Annotated in this window: 10 protein-coding genes; all 10 read right to left on the bottom strand. The window is 42.3% G+C overall.

The genetic code is table 11. The features are described 5' to 3' along the window. Positions 1-162 precede the first annotated feature (162 nt). Positions 163-2,394, bottom strand: coding sequence for a S9 family peptidase (locus B3600_RS21550; protein ID WP_286754347.1), 2,232 nt, complete (start codon positions 2,392-2,394; stop codon positions 163-165). After that, positions 2,381-3,805, bottom strand: a complete 1,425-nt coding sequence (locus B3600_RS21545; protein ID WP_115047950.1) for an APC family permease — start codon at positions 3,803-3,805, stop codon at positions 2,381-2,383. Before B3600_RS21545 ends, B3600_RS21550 begins: the two co-directional genes overlap by 14 nt. Before the next feature lie 6 nt (positions 3,806-3,811). Then, positions 3,812-5,584: a DUF885 family protein gene (locus tag B3600_RS21540; protein WP_197084133.1), complete on the bottom strand. Its 1,773-nt coding sequence runs from the start codon at positions 5,582-5,584 to the stop codon at positions 3,812-3,814. Between the two features lie 31 nt (positions 5,585-5,615). Continuing rightward, complete coding sequence (locus tag B3600_RS21535) at positions 5,616-6,878, bottom strand: NAD(P)/FAD-dependent oxidoreductase (RefSeq protein WP_115047948.1); 1,263 nt, start codon at positions 6,876-6,878, stop codon at positions 5,616-5,618. A 23-nt stretch (positions 6,879-6,901) separates the two neighbouring features. Continuing rightward, positions 6,902-7,900: a 4-hydroxyproline epimerase gene (locus B3600_RS21530; RefSeq protein WP_046675727.1), complete on the bottom strand. Its 999-nt coding sequence runs from the start codon at positions 7,898-7,900 to the stop codon at positions 6,902-6,904. Between the two features lie 38 nt (positions 7,901-7,938). Further along, positions 7,939-9,396, bottom strand: a complete 1,458-nt coding sequence (locus B3600_RS21525) for an aldehyde dehydrogenase (NADP(+)) (RefSeq protein WP_112374152.1) — start codon at positions 9,394-9,396, stop codon at positions 7,939-7,941. A gap of 169 nt (positions 9,397-9,565) precedes the next feature. After that, entirely contained in the window at positions 9,566-10,465 is a 900-nt protein-coding gene (locus tag B3600_RS21520) for a dihydrodipicolinate synthase family protein (RefSeq protein ID WP_070569465.1), read from the bottom strand. A 402-nt stretch (positions 10,466-10,867) separates the two neighbouring features. Beyond that, on the bottom strand, positions 10,868-13,963 hold the full coding sequence (locus tag B3600_RS21515) for an efflux RND transporter permease subunit (RefSeq protein ID WP_286754346.1): 3,096 nt from the start codon (positions 13,961-13,963) through the stop codon (positions 10,868-10,870). Between the two features lies 1 nt (position 13,964). Then, on the bottom strand, positions 13,965-15,071 hold the full coding sequence (locus tag B3600_RS21510; RefSeq protein ID WP_286754345.1) for an efflux RND transporter periplasmic adaptor subunit: 1,107 nt from the start codon (positions 15,069-15,071) through the stop codon (positions 13,965-13,967). Beyond that, a complete protein-coding gene (locus tag B3600_RS21505; RefSeq protein ID WP_286754344.1) occupies positions 15,071-16,342 on the bottom strand; it encodes a TolC family protein in 1,272 nt (423 codons plus the stop codon). Before B3600_RS21505 ends, B3600_RS21510 begins: the two co-directional genes overlap by 1 nt. Positions 16,343-16,354 lie beyond the last annotated feature (12 nt).

Below are 16,354 nucleotides of genomic sequence, written 5' to 3'. Positions count from 1 at the left end.
AAGTATTCCCAATTGGACCCTTCATGACTTCGCAAACACCAAAAGCAATGAAAGCAAACCGAAGGTTCCTTCTGTCCAATAAGATCAGGTACTTTCAGAAAAAATAGGCAATAAACCTACATTACTGGATCATTCATTATAGGATCATTAGCCTACTAACGATCAATACTGATTCCAGGCAGGCGGGTCTACGCCAAGTAGATGTTTAACAAAATAGTCCCTCCTTTTTCGTTCACCATAATCTCCCCCAGAAGAATGTCCCATCCCAGGAACCATAATAAAATCATGGTTCTTACGCGCTTTGATCAAGGCATCAACCAATTGGAAAGTGGATGAAGGATCCACATTATCATCCAGTTCTCCAACAATCAACAAAAGATTTCCTTCCAGCTTAGCGGCATTTTCAATATTGGAGCTGGCCGCATATTCAGGCCCTACAGGCCAGCCCATCCATTGCTCGTTCCACCATATTTTATCCATTCGGTTATCGTGGCAACCACAGGAGGAAACACCAACTTTGTAAAACTCCGGATGGAATAACAGCGCGCCCGTCGAGCTTTGACCGCCAGCCGACGTTCCATAGATCCCTACTCTACCGATATCCATGTATTTGTATTGTTTCGAAGCGGCCCGCATCCAGGCGATCCGATCGGGAAAGCCCGCATCTTTCAGATTTTTCCAACAGATATCATGAAAAGCCTTTGAACGATTTGACGTCCCCATTCCATCGATCTGCACCACGATAAAGCCCAATTCCGCCAATTCATACATCCCACTCGGGTTGCTGTAGAATGATTTGGGCACGAAAGAGCTATGCGGTCCCGCGTAAATATATTCGATGACAGGATAACTTTTTGCAGGATCAAAATTGGTCGGTCGAATAATAATACCCCAGATATCCGTTGCACCATCCCGTCCCTTGGCTTTAAAGACTTCTGGAGCACGCCAGCCTACCGCTTCGAGCAAGCTGCTGTTTGTTTTCTCCAGTTCCATGATAAGACGACCATGGTTGTCGCGCAATACTGAAATTGGCGGCTGATCAACTCGGGAATAGGTATCCACAAACAAGGAATAGTCTTTATTGAAAAAAGCTTGATGATTTGCATTTTCTTCTGTCAGCAGTTTTAAGCCCTTTCCATCTAAACCGATTGAATAATAATGGATCAAATAGGGATCTTCCACAGCATTCATGCCACTACCCTCAAAAATGACGGTTCGTTTATCAGCGTCGACATGTACAACTTTCCGGACAACCCAATTTCCTTTCGTTATTTGATTTTTCACTTTTCCGGTAGATCCATCATAAAGATACAGGTGGTTCCATCCATCGCGTTCAGAAGCCCACAAAATTTCCTTTCCATCGGCTAGATCCTCCCGATATTTCTTACCGCTATAATCGATAAAGGTCTTATTTTGTTCTCGGATCAAATAACTGGACATACCGCTATTGGCATCCATTTGCATGACGCCATAGACTTGATGCCCGCGTTTGTTATACTCAAAAGTAAATGCCCTACTGTCATCTCGCCAGGATAAATCCGAAACATAAAATTGATTCGGTATAAGCTCTGCATCAAATACCCACAGTTTATCTTTTTCGAGATCATATAAAACGGGTAGTTTTTGCGCTAATTCATCACCAGGTTTGACATAATCGCGTGTCTGAATCTTTGGCTGCAATTGATCTTTAGGGGAAGATTCGATCAGCGTCAGTTGTCTGATCTCTATTTTTTGTGTTTTTACTGTAGCCAATTTCCGGCTATCCGGTGCCCATTGAATATCATTACTATAATAGTTTGCTGTATTGCCATCAAACGTAATTTGTCGCGCCTGATTTAAATTACCCTTCTTTGCTAGGAAGACATTGTTGTTTCGGATAAAAGCAACATGTATTTTATCTGGAGATTCAACTTCCCTATACGTATTTCCTTGTTCACGTTGTCCCCAATATCGCGGATTACGATCTCTATTTCCACTTGCAGCGCCCTGGCTCAATTGCGCGGAACGGCGGTTCCAAATCCAAAAGTATCCCGCGATATCGAGCGAAACCTGATCCTGGTCCATCAATTTTATCTGATCATTGGAAATAACACGATTTTCGACTTTTCGTCCCAGCTTTTCATCCACCAAGGAAAATACCTTCGTCAGATCAAACAGCTGTTCTTTTGTTTTTGCCTGGGGATTGACCAAAATGTACTCTTTTCCCTGCGCCGTATTTCGATCATACCAAAACAGATCCCCCCGATCATTCCAATAAAACTGACCCGGCAGATTTTCGATTTTGTTGGTCAATTGTTTTTTTAAGTTTTGTGCACGTGTATAATCTACCAAAGTTCCTTGACCAAACAGAAACTGCGCAGACAACAACAAAACCACTGTACTAAGAAGCTTCATACTTTCTTCGCTTAGGATTAATTAAATAATAGATAGGGATACCCAAGAGTGCAATGATAATTCCTGGCCAGGTATAATTTGGCTTAAAAATAACCATCAAGCCGATAAAGGCAAGCCCCATGAGAATATAAAGAATGGGGAGAAAAGGATATCCAAATGCTTTATAGGGTCTGTTCAAATCCGGACGCGTGATACGGAGGCGAATAATACCGGCAATTGCGAGGACATAAAATATAACCACCACACAGGTAATCATATCCAATAAGTCACCATATTTTCCGCTTAAACACCATATTGACGCAGCGACACATTGTATCCAGAGTGCCCAAGCTGGTACCGCATGTGCATTTAGCTTTCCCGCCCTTTTAAAAAACAAACCATCTTTGGCCATGGAGTAATATACCCTCGCTCCTGCTAGGATAATTCCATTATTGCAACCGAAGGTACTAATCATGATCATAATCGCTATAATAGTGATTCCAAAGGGGCCAAAAACCTCTTGAGCGACACTCATCGCTACCCGATCTTTTGGCGCATTGACCATAGCCTCCAGAGGCAATATACCGGTATACATTAAATTGGTTAAGAGATAAATGACGGTGACCAGCAAAGTCCCCAATGCCAGACTCAATCCGATATTGCGTTGCGGATTCTTAATTTCGCCCGCTACAGCTGAGGATGAGTGCCAAGAATCGCTACTGAAGAGGGCTCCGACCATAGCCGCAGAAAAAGCACCCATTGCTGAAAACCCATCATAAGATGTGTAGGTTCCATCCACATTTAAGCGGCGCATGGACCAAAGCGAAATATTGTCCCAGTTCAAAGCCCAAACTTCATGTTTCAAAGCCAGGAAGCCAAAGAGCAACAAAAGCAACAGGCTCCCAATTTTGATCAATGTAATGGATGTCTGCACACGCTTTCCGCTATTTACACCCCTTGAATTAATGTAGGTTAATACCATAATGACCGCAATGGCCAGCACCTGTGCTGCCGAGACGCGGTAATCTGACCATTCAAGCAGATAGACATCTTCGTCCATAAAGGGGAAAAGGTAGGCAGTGAATTTAGCAAACGCAACGCCGACGGCGGCGATTGTCGCGGTTTGTATCACAGCAAAAAATGTCCAGCCAAATACAAAACTCAATACGGGACCATAAGCCTCCCGAAGATAAATATATTGGCCACCGGCCTTGGGAAACATCGCGCTGAGTTCACCATAACTCAATGCTGCTGTTAAAGTCATAAATCCACAGATTAGCCAGACAACCATCATCCAACCCGCAGAACCGGTATTGCGTGCGATATCTGCAGAAACGATGAAAATTCCAGAACCAATCATACTTCCAACAACAAGCATCGTTGCATCGAGCAATCCCAGCGACTTTTGAAAAGTTTGTTTTGACTCACTCATAAACACCTAGTTGTTAAAATGATAGAATTTCCAATTTGTCTCATGGTCTGGTTTTAATTGCTCGCCTTTGATAATCGCTCTTAGCATTTCCATGGGCAGGTAATTTTCTTTAATCACACGATCATGAAAATCAGCAAATGACATTTTACCCTGATCAACCACCTCCTCTTTGATCCGCATCAGTTGTAATCCGCCGACCAGATAAGCCAACTGGTATAAGGGATCATATGAACCTTCAAAAGACCTCTTTACTTCACCATGGGCATTAGCAGACTCAAATCCCACCCTGTTTACCAAGTAATCTATGCATTGCTGCGGCGTCCATTCACCCAAATGAAATTTAATACTAAAGGTTATTCGCGCACAGCGGTGCATACGCCAAAATAACATTCCTATACGCTCTTCGGGAGTTTTGGCAAATCCTTTACTATACAATAATAATTCCCAATAAAGTGTCCATCCTTCTGTCCAAAAGGGTGTATTAAACGCTTCCTCGCGATAAGGCTTGTAGCGCCTATTCATAAAATATTGCAAATGATGACCGGGGACCAATTCATGCTGCACAGTACCGCGGGAGAAATAAGGATTATTACCACGCATACTCATCAATTTTGCCTGTTGATCCATCGTGTTGGTTGGATATGATATACTAATTTCCCGACCACCCGTAAAAAAAGGGTTGACACGCTGACGTTCTGGGGTCATCATGATCATTCCCCAAGTTTCATCTGCCAGTTCAGGAATATCCATGAGTTTATTTTTTTGAATAAACTGCTGTGCATCGTTATACAATTTCAGGATGAGTTCCGGCTGTTTCCCAATGGGAACGTAGGAGTTTTTAACCTGCTCCTGTGCTGCCCGCCAGTCGTCTCCAAACCCCATTTCACGACTCGCTTTCAATAACTCTGCTTCACACCATTTAAACTCTTGATCAGCCAATTTTAGCAGATCGGCAGCTGTATAACTGATCATTTCAGCTTTGAGTCTTCGGTTTATTTCTTTTTCGCCAATCGGCACACCCGCAATCTGGCTACCATCATCAAAAACTTTCCGGTCGCTTTTTGCGGCTAATTTCTCCTTATAATCCGACAATTTACTTTTCACCTGTTGAAATATGGCGGGTACCCACCAGGTAAATTCAGGGTCGTATCCATTATAGAAATCGAAGGTGCTTGTTATCCTTAAATCCAAAGAATTTAATAGGCCAACCAAAAAGTTCACATCTGCATCAGGAATATTGGTCTTTTCTTGCAAAGCGGTTATCGATCGATCGATTTCATCGACAACCCGCGTCAGCTCTTTCGCGACATCTTCTCCCGCCAAACGTTTTCCTCGACGACGTTCCTTTTCGAGTTTAAATATTCGTTGTGCAAAAGGTAAATACAGGGATAACCTGTTGTAATTCGACTCATGTTCTTTCAGTGCAAGGAGATCACTTTTTAGTTTGCGCTTCAGTAAGATAAAATCCACCTGCCCAGATGTTTCAAGTTCTTCATAGGGAAATTTGTCCAATTTGTTCAAATATTCGTTATCCAAACGTTGAAGACGAGCCAGCTGCTCGGGCGATGCTGCAGCCTGTTGATTGCCCCAGCCTTTGGGCATCGGACCATAGAAATAGTTGATTGCCTCAACATCGTGCCCGTATTGCACGATATAAGGTTCTAAAGGAGTTGTATGGTCGTATAATTTCATCTTTTGTGCATGTGTGGATACCGGGAATAGAAAGAGTAGTCCATAAAACAATGTTTTGGGGGCTTTAAAAGAAAAAGAACGATTCATAATTTAGGTGTTGGTTTATATCATAATTTTATCAGTCGAAACGATCCGGCCTAAAACCAGCGATTTCAGACTCTATTTTCTGTCCTGCCAATAAATCTGCAACAACTTTCCCATAAGCTGGGCCCAGGCTCAAGCCCATCATCCCACCGCCACCGGCAACAATAGCATTATCAAATTTTTTCAAGCGTCCCAGATAAGGCAATCCATCAGGTGAGCAGGGTCTGTAACCGTACCATATTTTTTCGCTTGGGTAATCGACCTTCAATTCTGGATAATATTTAGGAATAGATTCTACAATTCCACGGACGCGGTTTTCATAAATCCGGTCATTTGCAGGTCCCAATTCCATCGTACCACTGAATCTGATCTGGCCATTCATGGGGGTTACAGCAACACGAGCTTCCAGTAATAATGCCGCATGATTCAAGGTCTGCTCGCCCTGGGGCTGATACATAAAAGAATATCCTTTTCCAGGCATAAGCGGTGTATTTAAATGCAACTTTGAAGTCAGCTGCGGCAAATAAGCACCGCCAGTCAAGACAAAAGCGTCTGCCTGAAAACTTCCTTTATTGCTGATTGCCTCTTTAATCTTATTTCCGGCCGTCATAAATTTATGGACTTCAGTTTCTTCGAAAAAAGCAACACCTGCGGCTTTCAGGTATTGAATCAATTGCTGCATTAACTTGGGTGGATATAGTTTTCCATCGCAGCGATAAAGTATAGCACCCAATACATCTAGCTTCAGATTAGGTTCCAGTTCTTGAACGGTATTTCCTTCGAGGATATCGACATCGAGTCCGAGGTCCTGTGCACGATGCGCCAGCTCAATCTCCTCATGTTGCATTTCTTTCGATTTATACATCATCAGGATACCATTCTGCTTCAGTTCAAAATCAAAATTATCTTCTTGGGCCAGTTCGTCATACAAGCGGCTGCTATAGAGATTCAGGTCACGTATGGCGGAAGCATGTTGCTCCACATGCGTGCGGTTGGCATGTTTTAGGAATTTCAGACCCCAATTGATCAACCGCGGATTGAGCGAAGGCCGTACATAAAAGGGGCTTTTACTATTGAACATCCACTTTATTCCTTGCGCGACTATCCCGGGGGCTGCCAAGGGCGTAAAATGACTGGGGACGATCATGCCTGCATTGCCATAAGAACAATTATTGTCCAAAGTATTTTTTTCCAGGATTTTCACATCCCAACCATCTCTCACCAGGTAATAGGCCGAAGCAAGACCAGCAATTCCAGCACCTATTACAACAACTGTACCTCTATTATTTTCTTTCACGTTGCTCTTTTCTTATTAATGTATTAAATCACCTGAAAACCGCCAAAATAAGGATCTTCATCATCCAAAAAAATGGTATTATATCCTGTTATCCGTGCCCAGCCTTCGATGGACGGCACAATAGCAGGCTTACCATCCACGGTTGTTTCCGCTTCAATTTTGCCGGTAAATTGTGAACCAATATAACTTTCATGTATAAATTCCGTTCCTTTTTTAAGCTTCCCTTTCGCGTACCACTGTGCCATACGCGCCGAAGTACCTGTACCACAAGGAGAACGATCCAAGGCATTATCGCCAACCAGTACGGCGTTGCGTCCGGACGAGTTGGGAAGCGTTGGATTACCTGTCCATTGGATATGTGTCAACCCATGAATATTCGCATCTTCGGGATGAACAAAAGCATATTTTTCGTTGAGCAGTTGACGAATTATTTTCCCATAATGGATCAATTGGCTCGCAGAATAAGAACTGATATCGTCAAAATTAGCCTGGGGATCAATAATACCATAGAAATTGCCACCGTAGGCAACATCTACGCTGATAATTCCTAAATCTGGACAGTCTACCGTTAGCCCTTCAGCATATAAAAAAGACTTGACGTTAGTAAGCTTTACGCTTTTCACCTTAGGACCCTCTTGAACATAATCGATATGAACAAGCCCTGCCGGAGTTTCCAACCTTAATTTTCCGGGAATTTTAGGTTGAACGAGCCCCTCCTCGATGGCAATCGTTACGGTACCGATCGTTCCGTGTCCGCACATAGGCAGACAACCACTGGTCTCAATATAAAGAACGCCGATATCGTTTTGCGGATCAAATGGTGGATAAAGCATACTTCCACTCATCATGTCATGTCCCCTTGGTTCAAACATCAATCCTTTGCGAATCCAGTCGTACTCACGTATAAAATGCAATCTGCGCTCCATCATGGAATTACCCGCTAGCAATGGGGTTCCCCCTGCAACCAATCGTACGGGACAACCACAGGTATGCGAATCAATACAAAAAAAAGTCTTCTTCATTTCTGAGTCCTTGTTGTTTATATGGTCATTTATCTATATTATGCTTTCGTCCATTGTTGATTGACCAGACGATCAATTTGTAATGGGTTTCCGTCTTGTAGCTCTTTAGGTAAAAACTCATTCGGCCAATTCTGGAAGCTAAAAGGTCGGACGAACCGTTTTACCGCATCTGGCCCTACTGAAGTAAAACGAGCATCTGTGGTTGCTGGATAAGGTCCGCCATGCTGCATGGCATACTGAACCTCTACGCCTGTTGGCATACCTTGGAACAGCAGTCTTCCGCATTTGTCCTGAGCCATTGCAAAAAGAGCCGGGCATTCATGTATGTCCTGCGCCGTGGCAGCGAAAGTCAGGGTAATCTGCCCATCAAGCTGTTGCATGACAAGATTCATCTCATTTTGGTCGTTACAGGATACAATCAGCCCAAAAGGTCCAAAAACCTCTTCCAGCAAGTTGGGATTGTTTAATACCTGACTGGCTTCAGTTTCGACAAGTACAGCCCGGGCAAAATCATGTGGTGTATTACCTTCGCCTTCCCCCAATACGCTGATCCCTTCCGATTGAACCATTTCGCCTTTTAGGCGATTGTAGCTATCCAGAATACCCGCATGTAACATTTTCCCTGTAGCAGCAGATTTTAGTTCGCTCTTTAGGGCCAGTTTGAGCCGATCGAACGGTTCGCCCGCCAAGCCTACCAATACACCCGGATTAGTACAAAACTGCCCTACACCGAGGAGTAATGATCCAATATACTGCTTTGCAAATGCTTCCAGATGATTAGCGAGGTAGTCTTGCAAAATAAAAACCGGATTTACGCTTCCCATTTCAGCAAATACCGGAATAGGTTCAGGTCTCGACTGCCCTAAATCAAACAAGGCTTTTCCGCCACGAAATGAACCTGTGAATGCCACAGCCTTTACCTGTTTATGGCTAACCAACTGTTGCCCAACAGCAAATGAATCTGACAGCACATGATTAAAAACACCAGTCGGAACGCCCTGTTTTGAAACCGCACGATCAATGGCGTCAGCCATTAATTGGGAGGTTTTAAGATGCGCAGGATGAGCCTTTACGATGACTGAACAGCCGGCACCAATGGCACTTGCAGTATCTCCGCCAGCAGTTGAAAAGGCGAAAGGAAAATTACTCGCGCCAAAGACGACCACTGGACCAAGTCCTTTATTATATTTCCTTAAATCAAATTGGCCATTTGGATCCCGATCTATCCGAGCTTCACTGTATAAACCAGTACGAACGGCATCGGCATATCGACGCCATTGATTGACTGTTCTCGCCTTTTCACCCTGCAGTCTTCCCAAAGGTAGTGCCGTTTCCAGATGAGCCGTTTCAATCAATATTTCGCCCAATTCCTCAATTTCAGCGGCAATGGCATACATCAATTCCGCTCGTTCGATGACATCCGTTTGTTGAAGAAACTGAAATCCAGCCTCCGCCTGTTTTACGACGTAATCAATCTCATTTTCGTTTCTATCCATTCCTTTTGTTTTTATGGTAACTAGTATCTTCAAAAATCAATAAAAACCTTCCCTATATTTTCATTCCTTGCGGTTACTCAATATAATAAGAAGGTCCTTTTCGCGTATTTTTACTTGGTTCTAAAAAGAAAATTTCCTGAACTCTCATCCAGAGAGTTCAGAAGCATTCCTATAATTGTGGTCTCGTTGCGATTGAATCTGCAATAATTTTTTTCACACGTTGTTCTTCCTCACCGATCAACGGTAATCTCGGCGCGCGTGTATAAGGTGTTGAAATTCCTTCAGCTGTAGCGGCCAATTTAATGTATTGGACCAATTTAGGATGAATATCCAATTCCAACAAAGGCATAAACCAACGGTATATTTCTACCGCTTTTTTATATTCACCAGCTTTCACAAGATCATACATAACCACTGTTTCTCTTGGGAATGCGTCCACCAATCCAGCGACTAACCCATCAGCCCCTAACATTAAAGACTCGAGCCCCAAGGTATCTACACCGGCCATAATCTTTAATCGATCACCAAAACGATTTTTCAAACGCGTGATATTGGTTAAATCTCGTGTAGATTCTTTCACTGCCTGGATATTTGGTTCCAACAATAGTTCTTCAAACATATCCAACGATACATAAGTACTATAGTCAACTGGGTTATTATAGATTAAAATTGGCAGTTTGGTACTTTGTGCAACAGCACGAAAATAAGCGACAGCTTCTCTATCATCGGCTCTATAGCGCATTGGTGGCAATAACATCAAACCATCGGCTCCCAATTCCTCACTGGTCTGCGCCACTTTGATCGCAGCAGCAGTTGTATTTTCTGCAATATTTAGCAATACGGGTACACGACCACCAACAAGTTTCAACGCATAGGTCAATAAATCATACTTTTCTTCTGTAGTCAAAACACTTGCTTCCCCCAATGATCCAGCGATAATCAAACCGTGAACACCTCCATCCAATTGTGCTTCAATATTTTTACCAAACATATCAAAATCCAAATTTCCATTTTCATCAAATGGTGATAACATTGCAGGATATATTCCTTCCCATTTAAATTGTGCCATAGCGTATTATTTTAATATTTCTTTATCACAAATCTATCTGGAATAGTACGTTCAGTCTTCTTATGAATTAATCAACACTGACCTAATATTGACCTTTTCTCGTAAATACAACTCACGAGGATTCAAAAGAATGTTTTTTCTAATTTTAAATACAGCTTTATAAATTATCTCGGCAAAACTTCAACGAAGTGCTTTTTATGTTGAGGCTTAATTTAAGGAACTTAAATGTAAATTCAACATTTATAACAAGATTTACACAAAATAGCATGTAAACGATATATCGCTATTCGCTTCAACTTTGGATCGCTATTACGAAACGTACAGCTGCATGTTAAAAATAACAAAGGTTGCACTGTCGGATAGGCAACCTTTGTATCGTATATAATAATTAAAAATGGGTAACTAATCGCGGTTCTCCTTCTTATAAGCGAAGTAAAAAACAATAGGTAGTACTGAAAACGAGAGAATCATACAAATAATCAATCCACCAACAATCATAATCGCCAGGGGTTTTTGAATTTCAGACCCCATACCGTTTGAAAGTGCAGCTGGCAATAAGCCCATCGCCCCCATTAATGCAATCATTAAGATGGGTCTGATCCGGCTTTTGACAGCTTCATAAATAGCAGGTTTCAAGCGCATTTTATTCAACAGATTTTCTTTCATAATCCCGATTAAGACAATACCATCAATCGTGGCTACGCCAAAGAGAATAATAAATCCGATACCGGCCGAAATTCCAAATGTCGTTCCAGTAATCCACAAGGAAATGAATCCACCAATAAAAGCAAAGGCGAGGGTCAGTGAAGAAATCAGCGTATCTTTGACATTACCAAAATTGGCATACAGCAAGAGTAAGATCAAAATCAACGAAATTGGCACAACATTCATCAGTTGTTTTGTTGCCCGTTCCTTGCTTTCGAATTCACCAGCCCAGACGACCTTATAGGATTTGGACAGTTTCACATCTCTTTCTATCTGTTTTTTCGCATCGGCAATTGTGCTTCCCAAATCTCGACCTTCAATATTGAAGCCAACACCAATATAGCGGGAATTCCCTTCTCTGTAAATAAATGCCGGCCCGGTATGATAATCTATTGTTGCGATCTCCCGTAGGGGTACTTTCTGATCATTCATCGTCGGAATAATGATATTTCCGATCTTCTCGGGGTTGTCGCGGTATGATTTTTGGAAGCGCAGGCGAACATCAAAGATCCGCTCATTTTCGTAGAAATGTGTCACAGATTGCCCCCCGATAGTCATTTCGATCACGGACTGCACATCTTTGGTTGAAACGCCATATTTAGCCATTTTTGAATCATGCAGTTGAATGCGGAGTTCTGGCAAACCTATATTTTTAAAAACATTGACATCCGTAATGCCATTGACCTTTTTTAGTGACTCTGCAAACTTATTGGCCTTATTCTCTAAATCTTGTAAGTTTTCACCAAAGATTTTGATAACTAGTGGACTTTTTACCCCGGCCACATACTCCTCCACATTATCCTGAATCGGCTGGCTAAAGCCAAAGTTGATTCCAGGAAAAGTCTGCAGGCTATCCCGCATCTGACTGATCAATTTCTCTTTGGAAAGTTTACGTTTCCACTCCCCCTCGGGCTTCAATTCAATATTAAATTCAATATTAAAAAAGCCTGTTGGATCCGTGCCATCATTGGGACGGCCTGTCTGTGTCATTATAAAGTCGATCTCGTCAAACTGCTTCATCAGTTTTGTTTTCATTGTTTTGGTCAGCTTCACCGATTCTTCCAGGTTGACACTATTGGGTAAGGTTGCGCGAACATAGATTGCACCCTCATTCAATTTTGGAAGAAACTCGGAACCATAATGGCTAAACCGGAACATACAGACGAACAAGACAACCATAAAAATAGACAATGTCCATTTTGGATGGTCAAAAGCCTTTTTAAAACCTTTAAAAATGGCATTACGGCTGACTTTAGTGATCTTATTTTCATCTTCTTTGATGTTCTTTTTTAATAAGTATTTACACATCGCAGGCACATAGGTCAAACTCAGGATCAAGGACCCCAACAAGGCGTAACCGAGCGTAAAGGCTAATGGTGAGAACATTTTTCCTTCCACCTTTTGAAAAGAGAAAATAGGAGTCAGTGCGACAATTAAAATCAATAGTGCAAAAAAGATATACCCTGCAACAGAACCTGCACTTTTTTTTATGATCCCTAGCTTGGAGATTTTATTAAAGCGTTCCGTCCCAAGCCGATGGGCCTCTTTTTCCAAAGAGACAAAAACAGTCTCGACGATTACCAATGTTCCTTCGAGCAAGAGTCCAAAGTCCAACGCCCCCATTGAAATCAGATTGGCCGGCAAACCTTGTATTTTCAATAATATGATGGCAAACAGGAAGGCCAATGGAATCACTGATGCCACGATAAAGGTTGTCTTCCAGTTATTCAAAAAGATAAAGACAATAATCGAAACCAGAATAACCCCTTCTATCAGGTTTTTGGAAACCGTATGTACGGTATTATTCACCAGTTTAGTACGATCTATAACGGGTTCGATCTTGACATTTTCGGGTAAAATACGTTGGTTTAGCTCTTCGATTTTTGCCTTTAGCCTTGTGACGACAGCCGAAGGATTTTCTCCCCGCAGCATAATGACTATTCCCTGTACAAGATCATCTTCCTGATTGTGTCCCACTTGGCCAAGACGTGGCTTTGCTCCCAATTCTATTTCGGCCACATGTTTAACTAAAATCGGTGTATTGCCGACCACCTTGATCAAAATATTGCCAATATCATCGATCTTATCCAATAAACCTACCCCACGAACGACATAGGCTTGATTTCCTTTCTGGATCACATCCCCGCCGACGTTGATATTCGAACGCGATACAGCTTCATACACGTCCAGTGGCGACAAGTTATAATTCGCCAGCTCTGTTGGGTTGATCTTTATTTCATAGATCTTTTCCTCCCCCCCAAAACTCACGACGTCCGCCACACCTGGCACCCCCACAAGTTCCCTTTCAATCACCCAATCTTGAATGGCAGAGACTTCTTTAATCGGAAGATTGCTCTTCACCACATAGCGAAAAATTTCTCCGGTAGCACCCGAAGGTGGTTCGATGGAGCTTTCCGCGCCGTCCGGCAAATCGATGGAACGCATCTTATTACCCGCATACTGCTGGGCATAAAAGTCCTCTACTCCATCCTCAAATTGAATCGTTACAACGGATAAGCCAAACAACGAGATCGAACGAACATCCGTTTTCTTTGGAATGGTATTCATCTCTTTGGTTACCGGTAATGTAACGAACTTCTCGATTTCTTCGGCGCTACGTCCCGGCCATTGCGTGATAATCCTGACCCGTGTATTGGTGACGTCGGGGAAAGCTTCAATAGGTGTATGCAGGTAAGCGTATATCCCGCCGAATAATAATGCCAACGTAAAAAACAGGACGACCAAGGAGTGTTTCAATGAAAATGAAACAATATTTTGTACAACTTTCTTCATCCTATCTATTTATCAATTCATCAAATACAATCAGCTCATTTTCTGTCAGCACCTGATCTCCCTCGGCTATTCCTGTTTTGACAAAAGCATAGGTCTCATTCTCAGCAACAATATCTACAGGCTTTACCGCTAGATCACAGTCATTTTTGTACAGCACCACGAAATTCTGGTTATTATGCAGGATGATGGCATCTTTGGGAATAGCCAACATCTGCTGTTCTTGTCCAGAAACAGCTTTTTCGACCAATACATCCACACTCATGCCCGGTTTTAATCTAAGGTCTTTGTTTAACAACTTTACACGCGCTTTGACGACACGTTCTTCAGGATCAAAGAAATTGGCTACCTGATCAATATAGCCATCAAAAGATTCCCCTTTATAGGCTAACGTTGTGATTTTGACAGGCGCGCCATTTTTCACAAAGGGTAAGTTATTTGCATAAATATTGACCGAAACCCATACTTCATTCAGTTTACTTACCGAGAGTAACTCGGCATCATCACCAACTGTCATACCGGGGCTCACCTTTTTATCGACTATATAACCCGCTTTGGGTGCACGAATGTAAAAAACACCATTTTCTGATGATCCATTAAGCAAACTCATATTGGCCTTTACATGGCGAATTCCGATCTGTGTGGCTTTCAATTCACTTTCCATCTCTTCCAGTTCCCGTTGAGAAGCCATACCATCTTTCAGTAGACTCTGAAGGCTTGCCAATTTACTCTCCACCAAACGCTTGCTATTCTCCAGCTCACGCAGCTCCTTCCCTAAATCATTAACCGATGTCCCTTTAAGCGATACGAGAATCTGTCCCTTCTCCACATAATCACCCATCTTGACCGAGACAGACTGCACGATACCGGGTATCGGACTCTTCAGCGCCGCAAGTTCATCCTGATCATATTGGATAACACCATTTAAAGCAATCTGTTCAAATACCGCCCGCTTCTGTATCGAATCAATTTTAATTTGATTTTTGAAATCCGCGCTAAGGCAAAAACCTTTGGTTGCCGGCAGCGCTTGCTCTTCATTTTTCGTTGATTGACAGCTCCACAATAAACAGATGGACATGAGTGTCAATGGTATTAAAAAGTTCCCTTTCATTAGACAATATCCTTTCCGATTAAATACGTCAATTCTTCCTTATACTGAAGGTATTTTGCCCTGCGCTCTAATATTGATTCTTTGTTTTCCATATAATTATTGATAAAGTCTATAAATTCAACGATGGTCAACCGTCGTTCTTGAAAATTGCGGACATAGCGCTCAAGCGCGACATCCAGTTTATGATCAAAGCCTGTATCCATCGTCTTCAAGCTCGTTTCGAGATTACTCAAACGCGTCGAAAGGAAATCGATCTCTCGTTCTATATCGATACGAAATTGTGCGATTTCAACTTTATTTTTCTCAAGCTCTAGTTTGGCAATTTTGATATTCCCCTGGTTTCGATTAAATAAAGGAAGATCCATGGCAACACCCAGGCCTATAAAATCGCGCATGATATTTCCGCCCCGGTCATAATTCATCGATACCTTCAAATCTGGTGTGCGTTCGGCTTTTTCTATTTCCAATTGCGCATTACTTTTCTTCCAGGTATTGTGGATGATTTTATAGTCGCTACGGTTTTCAAGGGCCATCATTTTCCATTCCTGTTTCGTACCCAGGAGAAAAAGCGGCATGCCTATCGTATCCGAAATGTAAAGCGCAGCCCCCTTATCTCCTAGATAGCTTGCAACTGCATTCATTTTTGCGATTTTTTCCTGCTGGATTTCGTTGAGCTTATTCCCAAATGCAATAGACTCACTTTCAACCCTGAGATAGTCCATTTCACTCACATTGCCTTCTTTCCATTGATTTTGAAAGGACTTCGCTAGGGTCTGAAAGATATCGACCTGACTACTGTATAACTGTTCTTTTTCCTGTAGGATCTGTAGCTCGAGGCATTGGTTCCGGAGATCATATTTCAAATTCCGCAGTAATTCTTCAAATTGAAGCTGCGCGTTCTCTTTCTCCAAAAGCTGCAATTGCACCCTTTTTTTTCGTTTACCGGCCATTTCGATGGTCTGTTCCAGTTCAACAGCCACCTGCTGGTATTTACCATACTGACCGATCAGCGCAGGAAAGGATTCACTGCTGGAATTTTTCCAAAGATTGACCTCTGATATTGAGATCGTAGGGTTGGGCCACAATTTTGCCTGAAGCACGGCAGCCTGTGCCTGTTGTATATGAAAACGTTGCGCCATTAAGCTCAGGTTATGCGCAAGAAATACCTGTTCAATCTCTGATTTTCGTAAACGGCTTTCAATCGCTTCCTGTGAAAATAGTTTGCTATTCAGGCCAAGTAGCAGCAATAATGTAATCTGTAGTTTTCTCACTTAATTTTGAAT

The sequence above is a fragment of the Sphingobacterium sp. UBA2480 genome, assembly GCF_002341965.1.
Taxonomy (GTDB): domain Bacteria; phylum Bacteroidota; class Bacteroidia; order Sphingobacteriales; family Sphingobacteriaceae; genus Sphingobacterium; species Sphingobacterium multivorum.
Note: the sequence above shows the minus strand (reverse complement) of the source record. Positions and strands in the feature narration are given on the sequence as shown.